This is a genomic window from Aquabacter sp., assembly GCF_965279295.1.
Taxonomy (GTDB): domain Bacteria; phylum Pseudomonadota; class Alphaproteobacteria; order Rhizobiales; family Xanthobacteraceae; genus Aquabacter.
This window is the reverse complement of record NZ_CBDIHQ010000017.1, coordinates 184,474-201,477: the sequence shown is the minus strand read 5'-3', so window position 1 is coordinate 201,477 and position 17,004 is coordinate 184,474. Positions and strand designations below refer to the sequence as shown.

Genomic DNA, 17,004 nt, shown 5'->3' with positions numbered 1-17,004 from the left:
GCTAGAACTTGAATACCGCGTCGGCCGCGTTGCGAGAGGCGCGCTTGGATGTGAGCATCGCCTCCAGGCGGGCGATCTCCTCGCGATAGAGGCAGATGCGGTCCTCGATCTCGGTTTCCGAAAGCCGGGACAGGTCCGCGCCCGGCTCCAGCGGCGAGGCCTTTGGCTTCGGGCGTTCATCCTCCATCATGCGTCTCCCTGATGCGTGAATTTTCCGCATTCTTGCGCCGCGCCGGCTGAGTTACTAGACCTGCCCCGTCATCCGACCGCCGCTTACCCGTTTGCCCGCAGCGCCGTCACGGCGCCGACCCTCATGTGGATCCGCGCCATGATAAACTTCCCCCCGACCATGACCGCCATTCTCGTTCCCACCCCCGGTGGCCCCGAGGCGCTGGTTCCGGGGGAACGGCCGGTGCCGGTGCCGGGCAAGGGCGAGGTGCTGGTGAAGGTCGCGGCTGCGGGCGTGAACCGGCCGGACGTGATGCAGCGGCGCGGGCTTTATCCGCCGCCCCCCGGCGCCTCCGACATTCCCGGCCTTGAGATATCAGGCACCGTGGTGTCCCTTGGCGAGGGCGCGACGCGCTACAAGCTGGGCGATCAGGTCTGCGCCCTCGTCACCGGTGGCGGCTATGCGCAATATTGCCCGACCCCCGAGGCGACGGCTTTGCCCGTGCCGGCGGGACTTTCGCTCCAAATGGCGGCGGCGATCCCCGAGACCTTCTTCACCGTGTGGAGCAATGTGTTCGACCGGGCGCGGCTGAAAGGCGGCGAAACCTTCCTGGTGCATGGCGGCACCGGCGGCATCGGCACCACCGCCATCATGCTGGCGAAGGCGTTCGGGGCGACGGTGTTCACCACCGCCGGCTCGGCCGAGAAATGCGCGGCCTGCCGCGACCTCGGCGCCGACCTCGCCATCGACTACAAGACCCAGGATTTCGTCGCGGAAGTGAAGGCCGCGACCGGCGGCAAGGGCGTGGACGTCATCCTCGACGTGGTGGGCGGCGCCTATATCCAGCGCAATTTCGAGGCCGCCGCCGTGGATGGCCGGATCGTGCAGATCGCCTTCCAGGACGGCTCGAAGGCGCAGGTCGATTTCATGCGCCTGATGCTCAAGCGCCTGACCTACAGCGGCTCCACCCTGCGGGCCCGGCCGGTGGCGGACAAGGCAGCCATCGCCCGCGCACTCGAGGAGAAGGTGTGGCCGCTGATCGCAGCCGGCACGCTGCGGCCCCTCATGGACCAGACTTTGCCGCTGGTAGAGGCAGCAGCCGCCCACGCCCGCATGGAAAGCAGCGCGCACATGGGCAAGATCGTGCTGGAGGTGGCATGACCGAGCGGCAGCCGCGCGAAATCCGCGCGGCGGTCCAAAGCTTAGAACGGCTCAGCGCGGCCTTCGCCTTGCTCCGGCCGCAGCCGGGCTTTAGTGATGGGGCTTCGTCCCGGCGGCAGACCGGGCGCGGAGACTTGCCGTTGCGTCTTGTCCTTGCCAAATGCGCCGTGGCCAAAAGCGCCGTGGTTCAATGCGTATTGGCCGTGTGCGTGGTGCTGCTCGCGGCCTTGGCGCAGGCGGTGCCCGCGCAGGCCGTCGAAGCCATCGCGATCCGCCTGGATGCCAAGGTCACCGACCTGTTGCCGGCCGCCGAGCGCGTGGCCACCGACGCCGACCGCATCCAGATTTCCACCGCTCCCGGCACCGACGGCATCGTGAGGCGCATCGAAGTGCACACCACGGATGGCCGCACCAAGGCGGATTGGGTGGTGTTCGCGCTGTCCAACAACACCGACGAGCAGGTGGACCGCCTGATCGTGGCGCCCTTCTACCGCATGGTCGGCTCCGGCCTGTTCTGGCCGGACCTCGGCAACCGGCGCATCCTCAACATCACCCCGAGCCAGGGCTTCAAGCCGGAACGCCAGGCGGCGCCGGACGCGGACGTTTTCCTGGTCACGCTCGACCCCGGCTCCACGGTGACATTCATCGCGGAACTGAACGGGCCGAACCTGCCGCAATTCTACCTGTGGGAGCCGGACGCCTATAAGGACAAGGTCAACAGCTTCACGCTCTACCACGGCATCGTCATCGGCATTGCCGGCCTGCTGGCGCTGTTCCTGACCATCCTGTTCGTGGTCAAGGGTTCGGTGATGTTCCCGGCCGCCGCAGCGCTGGCATGGGCGGTACTGGGCTATATCGGGCTCGATTTCTCGTTCTGGTCGAAAGTGTTCGGCCTCTCGCCGGTGGCCGAGCAATTCTGGCGCGCGGCGGGCGAGGCGGTGCTGACCGCGACGCTTCTGGTCTTCCTGTTCGCCTATCTCAACCTCAACCGCTGGCATGTGCGCTACATGCACGTTGCCGCCGGCTGGCTGGCCTTCCTGGCGGCGCTGGTCGTGGTGGCCCTGCTGGACGCGCCGGTGGCGGCGGGCATCGCGCGCCTCTCCCTGTTCGCCGTGGCGGTGGCCGGGCTCGGGGTGGTGATCTGGCTGTCCCAGCACTCCTACGACCGCGCCGTGCTGATCATCCCCACCTGGCTGCTGCTGGTGGTGTGGGTGGTGATGGCCGGGCTCACGGTTGAAGGGCTGGTCACCAACGATCTCGTCGCCCCGGCACTCTCCGGCGGCCTGGTGCTGATCGTCATGCTCATCGGCTTCACGGTAATGCAGCACGCCTTCGCCGGTCTCGGCGCGATCCAGGGCTCGACGTCCGAACTTGAGCGCCGCGCGCTGGCGCTGTCGGGCTCGGGCTATATCGTCTGGGACTGGGATGTGGACAGCGACCGCATCTACACCTCGCCCGAGGCCGAGGAGGCGCTCGGTCTGAAGCGGCGCTCGCTGGAGACCGAGGCCGCCGGCTGGCTGGAGGTGCTGCACCCCGCCGACCGCGACCGCTTCCGTGCCACCCTAGACGGCATCATCGACCAGCGGCGCGGGCGCATCGACCAGGACTTCCGCCTGCGCGCCATCGACGGCCATTATCTCACCTTCAATTTGCGGGCCCGTCCCGTGGTGGGCGCGGACGGCGAGGTGGTGCGCTGCATCGGCACCCTCGCCGACGTCACCGGCGAGCGCATGGCCGCCGAACGGCTGTTGCATGACGCGGTGCGCGACAACCTCACCGGCCTGCCCAACAAGGAATTGTTCCTGGACCGCCTCGACCAGGCCATGACCTTCGCGCGGATCGACGACACGTTGAAGCCGACCGTGATGTTCATCGACCTCGACCGCTTCAAGCAAGTCAACCTGTCCGTCGGCATGGCCATGGCGGATTCCATCCTGCTCACGGTAGCGCGGCGCATGATGCGCCTGATGAAGCCCCAAGACACGCTGGCGCGCATCTCCGGCGACCAGTTCGGCCTGATCCTGATGTCGGAGCGCGATCCCGAGCGCATCACCACCTTCGCCGACACGCTGCGCCGCTCGCTGCGCGCGCCCATCACCTTCGCCGACCGCGAGGTGTTCATCACCGCCTCCATCGGCCTGGTGCTCTCCGGCCCCGAGATCGGCAAGCGCAACGAGGTGCTGAAGGACGCGGAACTGGCGATGTATTACGCCAAGCGCATCGGCGGCGACCGCATCGAGGTGTTCCGCCCCAACATGCGCCAGCAGAAGATCGACCGGGTCGCCATGGAAGCGGACCTGCGCACGGCGCTGGAGCGCGACGAAATCCTGGTGCGCTACCAGCCCATCGTCCGTCTGCACGACCGCGCCATCGGCGGGTTCGAGGCATTCCTGCGCTGGAAGCATCCGACCCTCGGCGAATTGGCCGCCGCCGAATTCATGCATATCGCCGAGGAGAGCGGACTGATCCTCGATCTCGGCCTGTTCGCGCTGGAACGCGCGGCACGGCAGCTCGGCCAGTGGCAGCGCCAGGTTCGGGTCGACCCGCCGCTGTTCATGAACGTCAACGTCTCCTCCCGCCAATTGCTGCGGCACGACCTGATCCAGGATCTCAAGGCGGTGCTCGCCCGCAACGCGGTGGCGCCGGGCACGCTGAAGCTCGAAGTCACCGAGGCTTTGGTGATGGAGAACCCGGAATATGCCGCCGTCATGCTGGCGCGCATCCGGGAACTCGGCGCCGGCCTGTGCCTGGACGATTTCGGCACCGGCCAGTCGGCCCTGTCCTATCTCCAGCGCTTCCCGTTCGACACCATCAAAATCGACCAGCGTTTCGTACACGAGAGCGCCAAGGGCGCGGCGCGCGCGGCTCGGCCGATCATCGTCGGCTCGATCATCGACCTCGCCCACCAGCTCGGCATGGAGGTGATCGCCGAGGGTCTGGAGAAGGAGGCCGAGGCCGAGGAGATGAGGCAGTTCGGCGCGGAATATGCCCAAGGCAATTTCCTGGGCGAACCGCTCACCAGCGATGAATGCCGCGCCCTGTTCGAGCCAGCGCCCGCCGAGCCCCGCCGCAGGCGGCAGGCGGCAGTTTAGCCCGCACCGGGCGGGCGCCCTCAGGCGTGCCCGGCCTCGTTCGAGAGCATTCCGGGCACGATGCCCAGCCGGCGCAACGCGAGATCGTATTTCGCCTCCACCGGATCGCCGAACACGAGATCCGCGTCGGCGGAGCAATGCAGCCAGCCGTTGGCATGGATCTCGGTCTCCAACTGACCCGGCGCCCAGCCCGCATAGCCCAGCGCGAGAACCGCATTGGCGGGGCCGTGGCCGCCGGCGATGGCCTTGAGGATGTCCAGCGTCGCGGTCAGGCAAATGCCGTTGTCGATCGGCAGGGTGGCGTTATCGATGAAATAATCGGAGCTGTGCAGCACGAAGCCGCGTCCGGTCTCCACCGGCCCGCCCTTCAGCACCTTCACTGCTCCGGCTTCCTTGGGCAGCATGATGCGCTCGGCGGCGGGAACCACGTCGAGCTGAACCAGGAGGTCCGCGAACTCGATATGGCTTGCGCGCTGGTTCACCACGATCCCCATGGCCCCTTCCGCCGAATGGGCACACATATAGATCAGGCTTCGGGAGAAACGCTCGTCCTGCATGGACGGCATGGCGATCAGCATCTTCCCGTCTAGGAACTCGGGTGGACAGCTGGGCGAAAGGCTCTTGAGATCAACCGGCATTTGCAAAGCGTATCGTGATGCCGGGCGTTTGAAAACGATCCTGTCCTGCATCGGGTGCGCCCATGGCCGCACCAGCCGCAACGTCACGGGAAAGTGCGCCGTCCGGCTTTGCACTTCGCCCTCGAACGCGGTAGCGCAATGGCATGTTGATCGCTCGCAATGTTCCCTTCCTGCTTCTCCTCCTCGCCGCGCCGGTGGTGGCCCCGGCGGCCGCCCATGCGGGCGAATCGCCCTGGGTGCGCATCCAGAACGCCGATGTCCGGCTGGTCACCGGCGGCGTTTCGGACGGCAAGCTGGAAGCCGGCGTCGAAATCCGCCTGGCATCGGGCTGGAAGACCTATTGGCGCTATCCTGGCGATAGCGGCATCCCGCCCCGGTTCGACTGGACCGGCTCGCGAAATGTACGCGCCGCCAGCGTTTCTTTTCCCGCGCCCCGCCGCTTCTCGGACGGCGCGAGCGGCCATTCCATCGGCTACAAGAGCGGCTCCGTGCTGATGCCGGTGTCGGTAGACCTTGAGGCGCCCGACAAGGCGACCCGGCTGGAACTTTCGCTCGATTTCGCCGTGTGCGAGGCGCTGTGCGTCCCGGCGCACGCCCAGCTCTCCCTCGACGTGCCGCCCGGCCCCGGCACCCCCAACGCCGCGCTTGCCGCCGCGCGCGCCAGCGTTCCCGCACCCGCCGTTCTGGGCAGCGATGCCACCCCGGCCGTGCTCAGCGTCAAGGTGGATGGCAACGCAAAGCCGGCGGTGGTTGAAGTGATCGCCCGCACCGGCGCGGAAAAGGCCGACCTGTTCGCGGAAGGCCCTAGCGAAGCCTGGGCACTGCCGCTGCCAACCCGCGAGCCGGCAGGCCAGGGGCGCACCCGCTTCACCTTTGCCCTCGACGGCCTGCCCTCCGGCGCCACCTGGAAGGGCGCGCAATTGCGCCTCACCCTGGTGGACGGGGACCGGGCGGTGGAAACCCCCGCCCCGCTGCCCGCGGAATAACCGGCGCGAATTTCACCAACCAGCCGCGCGCCTCTTTCGCGACGGCGAAATCTTTCTATTGTCTGCCCCGGCTGGCGACGGCGCATGCCGCGCCCCGGCACAGAAAACTGCGGAGAGAACGATGCCCATCTCAGTCGGCGACACCCTGCCCTCGGCCACGTTTCGCGTGAACACGGTGGACGGGCCTGTGCCCAAGTCCTCCGACGACATCTTCAAGGGCCGCCGCGTGGTGTTGTTCGCGGTCCCCGGCGCCTTCACGCCGACCTGCCACAAGAACCATCTGCCGGGCTACATCGCCCGCGCCGACGAGATCAAGGCGAAGGGCATCGACACCATCGCCGTGGTCGCGGTGAACGATCCGTTCGTGATGGGTGCCTGGGAGAAGGCCTCTGCCGCCGACGGCAAGGTGCTGTTCCTCTCCGACGGCACCGCGGATTTCGCCAAGGCGCTGGACCTCACCTTCGACGGCTCGGCCGGCGGGCTCGGCATCCGCTCCAAGCGCTATTCCATGCTGGTGGACGATGGCGTCGTGAAGCTGCTGAATGTGGAAGACGTGCCCTCCAAGGCCGACGTCTCCAGCGCCCAGAACCTGCTCGCCCAGCTTTGAGACACAACGGGATGGCCGGGCACACCCTGGCCATCCCGTTGTCCCGGACAAGTGAAGCCGAAGGCTGAGCGCTGATCCGGGACACGCGGCGCCGAACCTCAGGCAATAATGTCGGGAAAAAGCTCGTCCTCGAGATGGCTGATGCGGTCCTTGAGCTGGAGCTTGCGCTTCTTCAGCCGCTGGATTTGCAGCACATCCGCACCGTTCACCGCCATGAGGGCGGAGATCGCCGCGTCCAGATCCCTGTGCTCCTGGCGCAGCCGCTCCAGAACCGACCGCAGTTCGCGTTCCTCATCACTGTCCATGCACTGTCCCGCACCCGCCAAGAGCCCTGCACCGCCCGGAGCTTTGCGTCGCCGATACGCCGCATCGCAGAGAGACCCTGCGATTTAGGAGGAGTCGCAAGTGAGACGCCACCGAAATCGTGTCGTCTGACCCTTCCCGAACCGGGAAAATCACCGTCTGCCCGGCTTCTCATAAGTGAGGAATTCCCGGCGATCGGGCCAACTATGGCACGGGAAGCGATGCCTGCAAGCAGGGAACTGAACGCCCGAATTGCTGCGCTGCGATATCAGAATCGGGGTTAGCGTTTTATGTTTACCCACGGGCATTTGTTCCGCCCCGCCACGCGCCCATACCGCAGCCGCGATGCTCCGGATCGCCGCACCGCATATACATATCTTCGCGAGAGGGTGTCGACTCTTCGCCGGCTCCATGACAGCATGACGTCCGTTGCAGACATGGGAGACGCATCGAATGTCCGTCCAGTCGCACCTTCAAGAGCTTCAGCGTCGTCACGCAGCTCTTCAGTCTGAGATCAAACGCGAATTGTCTCATCCGGCGACCGATCCGCTTCGTCTAGCGGAACTCAAACGCAAAAAACTCGTCCTCAAAGACCAGATCACGCGGCTCAGCGGACCCATCACGGTTCACTGACGACAGGCGAATATCCCGTAGCCTAAGGCCGGATGCACGCGAGGATGCCGCGAAGCGGTTCCCTCGCGATGCAACATGCTTTATTCCGCGAGCATGGCTCCTCCCCTCATCCAGCTTCAGGATATCCACCTGCGCTTCGGCGCGTCCCCGCTTCTGGCGGGGGCCGAACTCTCGGTCGCGCCGGGCGAGCGGCTTTGCCTTGTCGGCCGCAACGGCTCCGGCAAGTCGACGCTGCTGCGCATCGCCGCCGGCCTGATGGAGCCGGACAGCGGAACCGTGTTCGTGCAGCCCGGCTCCACCATTCAATATCTGCCGCAAGAGCCGGACTTCACCGGCTATGCGACCACGCTTGCCTATGTCGAAGCCGGCATGGGCGATGGTGACGAGGCCTATCGCGCGCTTTATCTGCTGGAGCAGCTCGGCCTCACCGGCACCGAGGATCCTTCGCAGATTTCCGGCGGCGAGGCCCGTCGCGCGGCGCTGGCGCGCGTGCTCGCCCCCGAGCCGGACGTTCTGCTGCTGGACGAGCCCACCAACCATCTCGACCTTCCCGCCATCGAATGGCTGGAGACCGAGCTGAAGTCGCTGCGCTCGGCTCTGGTCATCATCAGCCATGACCGGCGCTTTCTGCACAATCTGTCGCGCACCACGGTGTGGATCGACCGGGGCACCGCGCGCCGCCTCGACCAGGGCTTTTCCGCCTTCGAGGCCTGGCGCGACCAGGTGCTGGAGCAGGAGGAACTGGACCGCCACAAGCTCGACCGCAAAATCGTCGCGGAACTGGACTGGCTGCGCTACGGCGTCACCGCGCGCCGCAAGCGCAACGTGCGGCGCCTCGGCCAGCTTCACTCCATGCGCCGCGACAAGAGTGAGGAGCGGCGCGGGCCGGGTGGGGTGAAGATCACCGTCACCGAGGCGGAAACCTCCGGCAAATTGGTGATCGAGGCCAAGAGCATCTCCAAGACCTTCGGCACGCAGGAGGTGGTGAAGGATTTCTCCTCCCGCATCCTGCGCGGCGACTGCGTCGGCATCGTCGGCCCGAACGGCGCCGGCAAGACCACGCTTTTGAAGATGCTGACCGGGGATCTTGCCCCCGACAGCGGCACCGTGAGGATCGGCTCCAACCTCGAGATCGCCTCGCTCGACCAGAAGCGCACCGCCCTCGACCCCAACATGACCCTGCGCGACGCCCTCACCGGCGGCGGCGGCGATACGCTCATGGTCGGCGGCGTGCCGAAGCATGTGATGGGCTATCTCAAGGACTTCCTGTTCACGCCGGACCAGGCCAACTCGCCGCTGCGCGTGCTCTCCGGCGGCGAGCGCGCCCGGTTGATGCTGGCCCGGGCGCTGGCTTTGCCCTCCAACCTGCTGGTGCTGGACGAGCCCACCAACGACCTCGATCTCGAAACCCTCGACCTGCTTCAGGAAATGGTCTCGGATTATCCCGGCACCGTGCTGCTGGTGAGCCATGATCGCGACTTCCTCGACCGCACCGTCTCGGCGGTGATCGCGGCCGAGGGTTCGGGACATTTCGGCGACTATGCCGGCGGCTATTCCGACATGGTCAACCAGCGCGGCCATGGCGTGGAGGCCAAGGCCAAGCCTGAGACCGGGCGCTCCGGCAAGAAGCCCGCCGGCCTTCAGCCCACCGCCAGCGCCAAGCCCTCGGAGAAGCGCCGCCTCTCGTTCCACGAGAAGCACGCGCTCCAGACCTTGCCCAAGACCCTGGAGAAACTGCGCGCCGAGGCGGAGAAGCTGGCCGCCGTGCTCGCCGACGCCAATCTCTACGCCAAGAACCCCGGCATGTTCGAGCGCACCTCGGCGGCGCTCTCCAAGACCCAGGCGGAGATCGACAAGACGGAAGAGGAATGGCTGCGGCTGGAGATTCTGCGGGAGGAAGTGGGCGGCTGAGGACCGCGCCGCCCCGGCGCGGCGTCTTCATCCGGACCCCTCCCCGGCTTCCGCCCCATTTTCTTTCCCTCCCCCCTGTCTTTGGCTCCCTCCCCCCTTGAGGGGGAGGGTTGGGGTGGGGGGTATGGTGCCGCCTGGAACACCCCCGCCGGATCAGGTGGAGAGATACCCCCCACCCTGCCCTCCCCCTCAAGGGGGGAGGGAAACCCAGACATCAACACCAACATCCCCGCCGTTTCCGGCGAGGGTGGAGGGATGCGGGAGTGGAGGGCGCGTCGGCAGACGCGCGTCGGGTAAAAAGGTTGATATCAGGGCCTTCGCCCCTCCACTCCCACGCGGTGATTTATGGCTTTTTGCGTGCGCCGAGTGGGTGATCAGTTCTCCCAATTACGCCGGCCGAACCAGTTGCCGGCACCATGCGCCACGCCCTTGGGCCTCCTCTAGCTAACGTTCCCGGGGACGTTAATCCCGTTCCCGTCGGACAACCGCCCCAAACACCACACATCAGGTCGCTCCGGACGCGCCCCTCCTTGGTGCAAGGTGAAGGCAAGCTAGCACAGGCTGGAGGTAAAAGGAATATATTCCTTAAATTATTTTTGTGCTAATATTTACGATACTGCGCTTGCCAAAAAAATTGAAATTAGAACAAAAAAGGAACAAACTCATAAAATAGTCGATGGAGGCGAAAGGACCGCTTCTAGCGAGGCCTTTAGAGACGGGCCTGCCCGGGAGATTATTCAGTTGGTGAGGAGTTTTTCTTAGCTTTCACGGGTTAGGAATTTGAGTTGGAATGTCGAATGGCTGAAACCCAAATCGAATGGACAGATGCGACATGGAATCCCGTCGCTGGGTGCTCGGTAATTAGTGCCGGGTGCACCAACTGCTATGCCATGCAAATGGCCAAGCGGCTTGAGGCAATGCAGGTAGAAAAGTATAAAGGCCTAACCCGCCAAAGCGGTAACCGTACAGTCTGGAAAGGGATCGTCCGCGAAGACCCCGAGGCACTTTCCATACCCTATGCATGGAAGAAGCCTAAGAAGATTTTCGTCAATTCGATGAGCGATCTATTTCATGATAAGGTTAGTGATGCTTTTATTCTGTCTGTATGGAATGTAATGCGCGAGACACCTCAGCATAACTATCAAATTCTTACGAAGAGGCCAAATCGCATGGCGCAGCTTGTGCGCGAGCAGGTGCGTGATGTTCTTTCAAATGTCTGGCTTGGCACCAGCATCGAGGATGCGGCGGTTCTGACACGCGCTGACGATCTGCGTGAAGTACCTGCTGCGATCCGTTTTATATCGTTCGAACCCTTAATTGGATCTGTGGGCGCCATCGACTTGCAAGGTATACATTGGGCAATCGTCGGTGGTGAGAGTGGAAGTGCCGCGCGGCCCATTCGTGAGGAGTGGATCGATGAAATTCATTCCCAATGTCTTGATCAGCGAACGGCTTTCTTCTTCAAGCAGTGGGGAACCTGGGGGAAGGACAATAAACGCCGCTCTAAGAAGGCAAATGGGCGAGAATATCGCGGAAGAGTTTGGGATGAGATGCCTTCTGTTCAGACTATCGCATAATGAGAAATAGTAAAAATAGGAGGGGTGGAAGGGGATGGTTGAGAAGCCCTACGAATGGCCGGAAGCCACGCTAGAAGATCATTCGCTAAGGAAGCACAAAATCCTTCGCGAGTATTTCTCTCGTTATCTCGCGGTGCGTTGTCAGCTTCCCCAGCAAGAGCGTTTCCGTCTTGCCGTTGTAGAAGGGTTCTCTGGCGGCGGACGCTACAAATGCGGGACGCCAGGGTCGCCGCTCATTTTCGTAGATCAATTACGCACTTCTGTAATAGGGGCGAATACGCGCCGCGCTGCGCAAGGCATGAAACCCTTGCAAATCGAATGCCTGTTCGTTCTCAACGACGCTAACTCCGAAGCCATCGAAATGCTGAAGGGTAATCTCGCCCCATTGCTGGCCGAGATTAAGGAAAACGTTTCACAGCTCCACATAACTCCAGCTTATCTCAATGAGCCTTTCGAAGCCGCTTATCCTAACATTAAGGCGCTGCTGGACGGAGGGCGGTTCCGGAGCGTGGTATTTAATCTTGACCAATGCGGGCATAGCCGCGTTCACCGCCGCACATTGGTTGATATTCTACGCTCCTACCAAGCTGCGGAAATCTTCTACACCTTTTCTATTGGTTCACTTTTGGCCTTCCTGCGTGCATCTGAGCCGCAAGCTTTGGCGTCACAGCTTGCCCATATAGGGCTCAGCGACGCTGATCTTAGAGAGTTGGAAGGCACAATGAGCAAGAACAGTTGGTTGGGGGTTGCCGAACAACTCGTTTTTGGTGCATTTCGCGACTGCTCTCCTTACGTCAGTACATTTTCCATCAATAACCCAAGCGGCTGGCGTTACTGGCTGATCCACTTCGCAAATTCTTACCGCGGGCGGCAGGAGTACAACAATGTCCTCCATCAAAACAGCACCACGCAGGCGCATTATGGCCGATCCGGCCTAGACATGCTTGCCTACGACCAGCGGCATGAGAATGGGACACTTTATCTATTCGATCAGCCGGGCCGAGCCTCGGCAAAAGAGCAATTAATGGACGACATCCCCCGCCTTGTGTCCGAAGTTGGCGATGCAATCCACGTCGGCAATTTCTACGAAAGTATCTACAATACGACGCCCGCTCATATGGACGACATCCATTCCGCAATAATCGAAAACCCCGATCTGGAGGTCATAACGGAGATTGGTGGCGAGCGCCGGAAGGCGAATACAATCGCTGTTAATGATGTGATCCGGTTAAAGCGTCAACGAAGCCTGTTTCCCATGTTCAACAGGACAAAATAACCGCTCTTTTAATCTCAAAACATAAAGTCAAGATTGCGTTAATCGGACGCAATGCGAAATGCAGATAATAAGCGTTTTCGGTCGAAAATTTGCTCATTCCTAAGTCGGTTTTCGGCGAGCGTTGTTCAATCCCCCCTCAACTCTTCAACCGATACCCCGTCCTGAAAATCCACCACACCGCCACCAGGCACGCCGCCAGGAACGCCAGCGTCATCCCCAGGCTCACCGCGATGTTCACGTCCGACACGCCGAAGAAGGCCCAGCGGAAGCCGGAGATCAGGTAGACGACGGGGTTGGCGAGGCTCACCGCGTGCCAGAAGGGCGGGAGCATGTCGATGGAATAGAAGCTGCCGCCGAGGAAGGTGAGGGGGGTCACCACCAGAAGTGGGATCATCTGCAGCTTCTCGAAACCGTCGGCCCAGATGCCGATGATGAAGCCGAACAGCGAGAAGGTGACGGCGGTCAACACCAGGAAACCCAGCATCCAGAACGGGTGCAGCACCTGCACTGGCACGAACAAGGTGGATGTGGCGAGGATGATCAGCCCCAGCATCATCGACTTGGTGGCGGCGGCGCCGACATAGCCGATGGTGATCTCCACATAGGAGGCGGGGGCCGAGAGGATTTCGTAGATCGTGCCGACGAAGCGCGGGAAATAGATGCCGAACGAGGCGTTGGCGATGCTCTGGGTGAGCAGTGCCAGCATGATCAGCCCCGGCACGATGAACGAGCCATAGGGAATGCCGCCCATGTCGTTCATGTGGCTGCCGATGGCGGCGCCGAACACCACGAAATAGAGCGAGGTGGAGAGAACCGGCGAGACGATGCTTTGCAGCAGCGTGCGCCAGGTGCGGGCCATCTCGAATTTGTAGATGGCGCTGACGGCGTGGAAATTCATCACTCTCCCCGCATCAGGTTGACGAAGATGTCTTCGAGCGAGGATTGCTCGGTGTCGAGATCCCGGAACGGCAGGCCGGCCTGGGTGAGGTCGTGGAACAAGGCGGAGACGGGTGCGTCCCCGGTCGTGGTCTCATAGGTGAACACCAGCGAGCGGCCGTCCGCGCCCAGCGCGAGGGCGTGCCCCGCCAAAGCGGCGGGAATGGCGTCGAGCGGCTGGGTCAGATGGAGCGTGAGGCGCTTCTGGCCGAACTTGTGCATCAGGGCGGTCTTCTGCTCCACCAGGATCAATTCGCCCTTGCGGATCACGCCGATGCGGTCCGCCATCTCCTCCGCCTCTTCCAGATAATGGGTGGTGAGGATGATGGTGACGCCGTCATCGCTAAGCGCCCGCACCAGGCGCCACATGTCGCGGCGCAGTTCCACGTCGACGCCGGCGGTGGGTTCGTCCAGGAACAGAACGCGCGGCTCGTGGGAGAGGGCTTTGGCGATCAGCACCCGCCGCTTCATGCCCCCGGAGAGGGTCATGATCTTGGCGTCCTTCTTGTCCCACAAGGAGAGGTCGCGCAGCACCTTCTCGATATAGGCGTCGTTGCGCTTCTTGCCGAACAGGCCGCGCGAGAAGCTCACGGTGGCCCACACGCTCTCGAACGCGTCGGTCTTCAATTCCTGCGGCACCAGGCCGATCAGCGCGCGAGCGGCGCGATAGTCCGTGATGATGTCGTGCCCGCCCACCGCGATCTTGCCCGCGCTGGGGTTCACGAGGCCGCAGACGATGGAAATGAGCGTCGTCTTGCCCGCCCCGTTCGGGCCGAGCAGCGCGAAAATCTCGCCCTCGATGAGGTCGAGGCTCACATTGTTCAGGGCGGTGAACCCGCCCTCATAGGTCTTCGAGAGATTCTGGATGCGGAGGATCGGCTGCATGGCGGCTTGATATAGCCCATACCAGCGACGATTGCGCGGCGGCTTTTGCAGGTCTGCGTTGCGCGTCCTCTGCCTTGCGCTGCGACTCGTCCTTGCGCGATTCCATCGATCGGGCGCGGAGAGTAGGGAGCGGTTATCTTTTCCCCGTGATTCTTTGGTCCACGGCCCGGAGCGTCGAATCGGTTCGGGCGAGGGGCCGCGTCTGGTAAAGGTGACGGCCCAGCAGAGGCGCATGATGCTCGACCTTCCCGCCCACCAGGGGCAGATGGACCCCTCCTATCGCCAGGCTCCGCACAATGTGGAGGCCGAGCAGGCGCTGCTCGGCGCCATCATGGTCAACAACGAGGCGTTCTACCGGGTCTCGGACTTCCTGAAGCCCGAGCATTTCTTCGAGCCGGTGCACGCCCGCATCTATGAACTGTCCAGCGCCCTGGTGCGCGCCGGCAAGGTCGCGACCCCGGTCACGCTCAAGACGTTTTTGCCGGCCGATCTCGACATCGCCGGCCTGTCCGGCCCGCGCTATCTCGCGCGGCTGGCGGCGGAAGCCACCACCATCATCAATGCCGAGGATTACGGCCGGGCAATCTACGACCTCTCGGTGCGGCGCGAACTGATCCGCATCGGCGAGGAGATCGTCACCGACGCCTATGACGCGCCGGTGGAGGCCAGCCCCCAGGAGCAGATCGAGGAAGCGGAAAAGCGCCTCTACGCCATCGCCGAAAGCGGGCGCTACGACGGCGGCTTCCAGCGCTTCGGCGAGGCGCTGCGGCAGGCCGTGGACATGGCCTCCAACGCGTTCCAGCGCGAGGGCCACCTCTCCGGCATTGCCTCGGGCCTGGACGATCTCGACCACCAGATGGGCGGTCTCCAGAATTCCGATTTGATCATCCTCGCCGGCCGCCCGGCCATGGGGAAGACCTCGCTTGCCACCAACATCGCCTATCATATCGCGGCGAGCTACCGCGGCGAGACCAAGCCGGACGGCTCGACCGAGGCGCTGAACGGCGGCATCGTCGGCTTCTTCTCGCTGGAAATGTCGTCCGAGCAACTGGCCACCCGTATCCTGTCCGAGCAGACCGAAATCCCCTCCTACAAGGTGCGGCGCGGCGACATCACCGAGAGCGATTTCTCCAAGCTCGCCGCCGCCGCCCAGACCATGCAGGTGGTGCCGCTCTATATCGACGACACCGGCGGCATCTCGATCGCCCAGCTCACCGCCCGCGCCCGCCGCCTGAAGCGCCAGCGCGGGCTCGATTTCATGGTGGTGGACTATCTGCAACTGCTCACCGGCTCCTCCAAGACCGCGTCCCAGGGGCGCGTACAGGAAATCACCGAGATCACCACCGGCCTCAAGGCGCTGGCGAAGGAATTGAAGGTGCCTGTCATGGCGCTCTCGCAATTGTCGCGTCAGGTGGAAAGCCGCGACGACAAGCGCCCCCAGCTCTCGGATCTGCGTGAATCCGGCTCCATCGAGCAGGACGCGGACGTGGTGATGTTCGTGTTCCGCGAGGAATATTATCTTAAAAGCAAAGAGCCGAAGCCCGGCACCGAGGAATGGTTCAAGTGGGAGGCCGACATGAAGGCGTGCGAGGGCACGGCGGAAATCATCGTCGGCAAGCAGCGCCATGGCCCGACCGGCACGGTGAAGGTACAGTTCGAGGCGAACTTCACGCGCTTCTCCAACCTCGCCGACAAGGACCGCTTCCCGGAACAAAGATGAGCCAGCCCCTTTCCGGCACCCGCGCCGTCCTGACCATCGATCTCGCCGCCCTCGCCGCCAATTGGCGTGACCTTGCGGCCCGCGTCGCCCCCGCGCACTGCGCCGCCGTGGTGAAGGCCGACGCCTATGGGCTCGGCATCGCCCGCGCCGCGCCCGCCTTGTGGGACGCTGGGGCGCGCACCTTCTTCGTGGCTCTGCTGGAAGAGGCGATCGCGCTGCGCGACGTGCTCCCCGACGCCACCATCTATGTGCTGGGCGGCGTACTGCCCGGAACCGGCGATGCTTTCCTCGCGCACCGGCTGCGGCCGGTGCTGGGCAGTCCGGCGGAGGTGGAGGAGTGGGCGCGCCTGTGCGCATCGCGCGGCGAAGACTTTGCCGCCGCGATCCATGTGGACACCGGCATGAACCGCCTCGGCCTGTCGCTGGACGAGGCGTTCGCGCTGGCGGCACGCGGCGCGGGCTTCACGCCGTCGCTGATCATGACCCATCTCGCCTGCGCCGACACGCCGGACCACCCGCTGACCGGGCTTCAGCGGCAGCGTTTCGCGCAAGTCGCGGCGGCTTTTCCGCGCGTTCCCGCCTCGCTCGCCAATTCCGCCGGGTGCCTCGGGCCGAACGACCTGCATTTCGATCTCGCCCGTCCGGGCATCGCGCTTTACGGCGGGGTCTGCGTCGCCGGCGCGCCGGCGCTGAGGCCGGTGGTGCGCCTCGAGGTGCCGGTGATCCAGGTGCGCTCCGGCGTGCCGGGGGACGGGGTGGGCTATGGCGCGGCCCAGCGTCTGGCGCGCGACAGCCGCATCGCCATTCTCTCCTTCGGCTATGCCGACGGGTTCCTGCGCGCCTTCGGATCGGCCGACGGGCGCCCCGGCGCCGACGTGATCCTCGCCGGCCGGCGCTGCCCGCTGGTCGGGCGCGTCTCCATGGACCTGACGGCGGTGGATGTGACCGACCTGCCGGAGGGCGCGGTGCAGCGCGGCGACATGGCGGTGGTGCTGGGCGACGGCATCAGCGTGGACGAACTGGCCGCCCACGGCGGCACCATCGGCTACGAGGTCCTGACCTCCCTGGGGCTGCGCTATCGCAGGGTTTATCTGGGGGACTGAGTTTCCC

Annotated in this window: 15 protein-coding genes; 10 read left to right on the top strand and 5 right to left on the bottom strand. The window is 64.1% G+C overall.

Features of this window, described 5'->3' with window-relative positions; genetic code table 11:
- Window position 1 precedes the first annotated feature (1 nt).
- Window positions 2-187 carry a DUF1192 domain-containing protein gene (locus ADADO0_RS15630; RefSeq protein ID WP_511306105.1) on the bottom strand — a complete coding sequence of 62 codons (186 nt, stop codon included), beginning with the start codon at window positions 185-187 and terminating at the stop codon, window positions 2-4.
- A gap of 141 nt (window positions 188-328) precedes the next feature.
- Here ADADO0_RS15630 and ADADO0_RS15625 point away from each other — a divergent pair, with 141 nt between their 5' ends.
- Both ADADO0_RS15625 and ADADO0_RS15620 read left to right on the top strand, forming a co-directional pair.
- Window positions 329-1,330, top strand: coding sequence for an NAD(P)H-quinone oxidoreductase (locus ADADO0_RS15625; RefSeq protein ID WP_511306104.1), 1,002 nt, complete (start codon window positions 329-331; stop codon window positions 1,328-1,330).
- A complete protein-coding gene (locus ADADO0_RS15620) occupies window positions 1,327-4,422 on the top strand; it encodes an EAL domain-containing protein (protein WP_511306103.1) in 3,096 nt (1,031 codons plus the stop codon). The genes ADADO0_RS15625 and ADADO0_RS15620 overlap by 4 nt, the downstream gene beginning before the upstream one ends.
- A 20-nt stretch (window positions 4,423-4,442) precedes the next feature.
- On the opposite strand, the gene ADADO0_RS15615 is transcribed toward ADADO0_RS15620, so the two are convergent.
- Entirely contained in the window at window positions 4,443-5,060 is a 618-nt protein-coding gene (locus ADADO0_RS15615; protein ID WP_511306102.1) for a YqgE/AlgH family protein, read from the bottom strand.
- Window positions 5,061-5,203: 143 nt separating this feature from the next.
- Between ADADO0_RS15615 and ADADO0_RS15610 the strand changes: the two genes are divergently transcribed.
- The gene (locus tag ADADO0_RS15610) at window positions 5,204-6,046 is read left to right on the top strand and encodes a protein-disulfide reductase DsbD domain-containing protein (protein WP_511306101.1); all 843 of its coding nucleotides are present in this window, start codon (window positions 5,204-5,206) and stop codon (window positions 6,044-6,046) included.
- 121 nt (window positions 6,047-6,167) lie between these two features.
- Complete coding sequence (locus ADADO0_RS15605) at window positions 6,168-6,653, top strand: peroxiredoxin (protein ID WP_511306100.1); 486 nt, start codon at window positions 6,168-6,170, stop codon at window positions 6,651-6,653.
- Window positions 6,654-6,751: 98 nt separating this feature from the next.
- Here ADADO0_RS15605 and ADADO0_RS15600 read toward each other — a convergent pair whose 3' ends face one another.
- Window positions 6,752-6,958 (bottom strand): YdcH family protein, encoded by a 207-nt coding sequence (locus tag ADADO0_RS15600; protein ID WP_511306099.1) that lies wholly within the window; start codon window positions 6,956-6,958, stop codon window positions 6,752-6,754.
- 451 nt (window positions 6,959-7,409) lie between these two features.
- Between ADADO0_RS15600 and ADADO0_RS15595 the strand changes: the two genes are divergently transcribed.
- From ADADO0_RS15595 to ADADO0_RS15580, 4 genes are all read left to right on the top strand, one after another.
- A complete protein-coding gene (locus ADADO0_RS15595; protein ID WP_511306098.1) occupies window positions 7,410-7,589 on the top strand; it encodes a YdcH family protein in 180 nt (59 codons plus the stop codon).
- 93 nt (window positions 7,590-7,682) lie between these two features.
- Complete coding sequence (locus ADADO0_RS15590; RefSeq protein WP_511306097.1) at window positions 7,683-9,500, top strand: ABC-F family ATP-binding cassette domain-containing protein; 1,818 nt, start codon at window positions 7,683-7,685, stop codon at window positions 9,498-9,500.
- A gap of 797 nt (window positions 9,501-10,297) precedes the next feature.
- Complete coding sequence (locus ADADO0_RS15585; RefSeq protein WP_511306096.1) at window positions 10,298-11,077, top strand: DUF5131 family protein; 780 nt, start codon at window positions 10,298-10,300, stop codon at window positions 11,075-11,077.
- 34 nt (window positions 11,078-11,111) lie between these two features.
- A complete protein-coding gene (locus ADADO0_RS15580) occupies window positions 11,112-12,353 on the top strand; it encodes a three-Cys-motif partner protein TcmP (RefSeq protein WP_511306095.1) in 1,242 nt (413 codons plus the stop codon).
- Window positions 12,354-12,489: 136 nt separating this feature from the next.
- Here the strand turns inward: ADADO0_RS15580 and ADADO0_RS15575 are convergent, their stop codons facing one another.
- Window positions 12,490-13,251 (bottom strand): ABC transporter permease, encoded by a 762-nt coding sequence (locus ADADO0_RS15575; protein WP_511306093.1) that lies wholly within the window; start codon window positions 13,249-13,251, stop codon window positions 12,490-12,492.
- The gene (locus ADADO0_RS15570; protein ID WP_511306092.1) at window positions 13,251-14,174 is read right to left on the bottom strand and encodes an ABC transporter ATP-binding protein; all 924 of its coding nucleotides are present in this window, start codon (window positions 14,172-14,174) and stop codon (window positions 13,251-13,253) included. The genes ADADO0_RS15575 and ADADO0_RS15570 overlap by 1 nt, the downstream gene beginning before the upstream one ends.
- A 235-nt stretch (window positions 14,175-14,409) precedes the next feature.
- On the opposite strand from ADADO0_RS15570, the gene ADADO0_RS15565 reads away from it, so the two are divergent.
- Window positions 14,410-15,894 (top strand): replicative DNA helicase, encoded by a 1,485-nt coding sequence (locus ADADO0_RS15565; RefSeq protein WP_511306541.1) that lies wholly within the window; start codon window positions 14,410-14,412, stop codon window positions 15,892-15,894.
- The gene (alr, locus tag ADADO0_RS15560) at window positions 15,891-16,997 is read left to right on the top strand and encodes an alanine racemase (RefSeq protein WP_511306091.1); all 1,107 of its coding nucleotides are present in this window, start codon (window positions 15,891-15,893) and stop codon (window positions 16,995-16,997) included. The genes ADADO0_RS15565 and alr overlap by 4 nt, the downstream gene beginning before the upstream one ends.
- The last annotated feature ends 7 nt before the right edge of the window (window positions 16,998-17,004 follow it).

Coding starts and splice junctions, on each gene's coding strand:
- ADADO0_RS15605 (WP_511306100.1), top strand. CDS start 6,168: ATGCCCATCTCAGTCGGCGACACCCTGCCCTCGGCCACGTTTCGCGTG.
- ADADO0_RS15590 (WP_511306097.1), top strand. CDS start 7,683: ATGGCTCCTCCCCTCATCCAGCTTCAGGATATCCACCTGCGCTTCGGC.
- ADADO0_RS15595 (WP_511306098.1), top strand. CDS start 7,410: ATGTCCGTCCAGTCGCACCTTCAAGAGCTTCAGCGTCGTCACGCAGCT.
- ADADO0_RS15600 (WP_511306099.1), bottom strand. CDS start 6,958: ATGGACAGTGATGAGGAACGCGAACTGCGGTCGGTTCTGGAGCGGCTG.
- ADADO0_RS15580 (WP_511306095.1), top strand. CDS start 11,112: ATGGTTGAGAAGCCCTACGAATGGCCGGAAGCCACGCTAGAAGATCAT.
- ADADO0_RS15615 (WP_511306102.1), bottom strand. CDS start 5,060: ATGCCGGTTGATCTCAAGAGCCTTTCGCCCAGCTGTCCACCCGAGTTC.
- ADADO0_RS15620 (WP_511306103.1), top strand. CDS start 1,327: ATGACCGAGCGGCAGCCGCGCGAAATCCGCGCGGCGGTCCAAAGCTTA.
- ADADO0_RS15585 (WP_511306096.1), top strand. CDS start 10,298: ATGGCTGAAACCCAAATCGAATGGACAGATGCGACATGGAATCCCGTC.
- ADADO0_RS15625 (WP_511306104.1), top strand. CDS start 329: ATGATAAACTTCCCCCCGACCATGACCGCCATTCTCGTTCCCACCCCC.
- ADADO0_RS15565 (WP_511306541.1), top strand. CDS start 14,410: ATGCTCGACCTTCCCGCCCACCAGGGGCAGATGGACCCCTCCTATCGC.
- ADADO0_RS15570 (WP_511306092.1), bottom strand. CDS start 14,174: ATGCAGCCGATCCTCCGCATCCAGAATCTCTCGAAGACCTATGAGGGC.
- alr (WP_511306091.1), top strand. CDS start 15,891: ATGAGCCAGCCCCTTTCCGGCACCCGCGCCGTCCTGACCATCGATCTC.
- ADADO0_RS15610 (WP_511306101.1), top strand. CDS start 5,204: ATGTTGATCGCTCGCAATGTTCCCTTCCTGCTTCTCCTCCTCGCCGCG.
- ADADO0_RS15575 (WP_511306093.1), bottom strand. CDS start 13,251: ATGAATTTCCACGCCGTCAGCGCCATCTACAAATTCGAGATGGCCCGC.
- ADADO0_RS15630 (WP_511306105.1), bottom strand. CDS start 187: ATGGAGGATGAACGCCCGAAGCCAAAGGCCTCGCCGCTGGAGCCGGGC.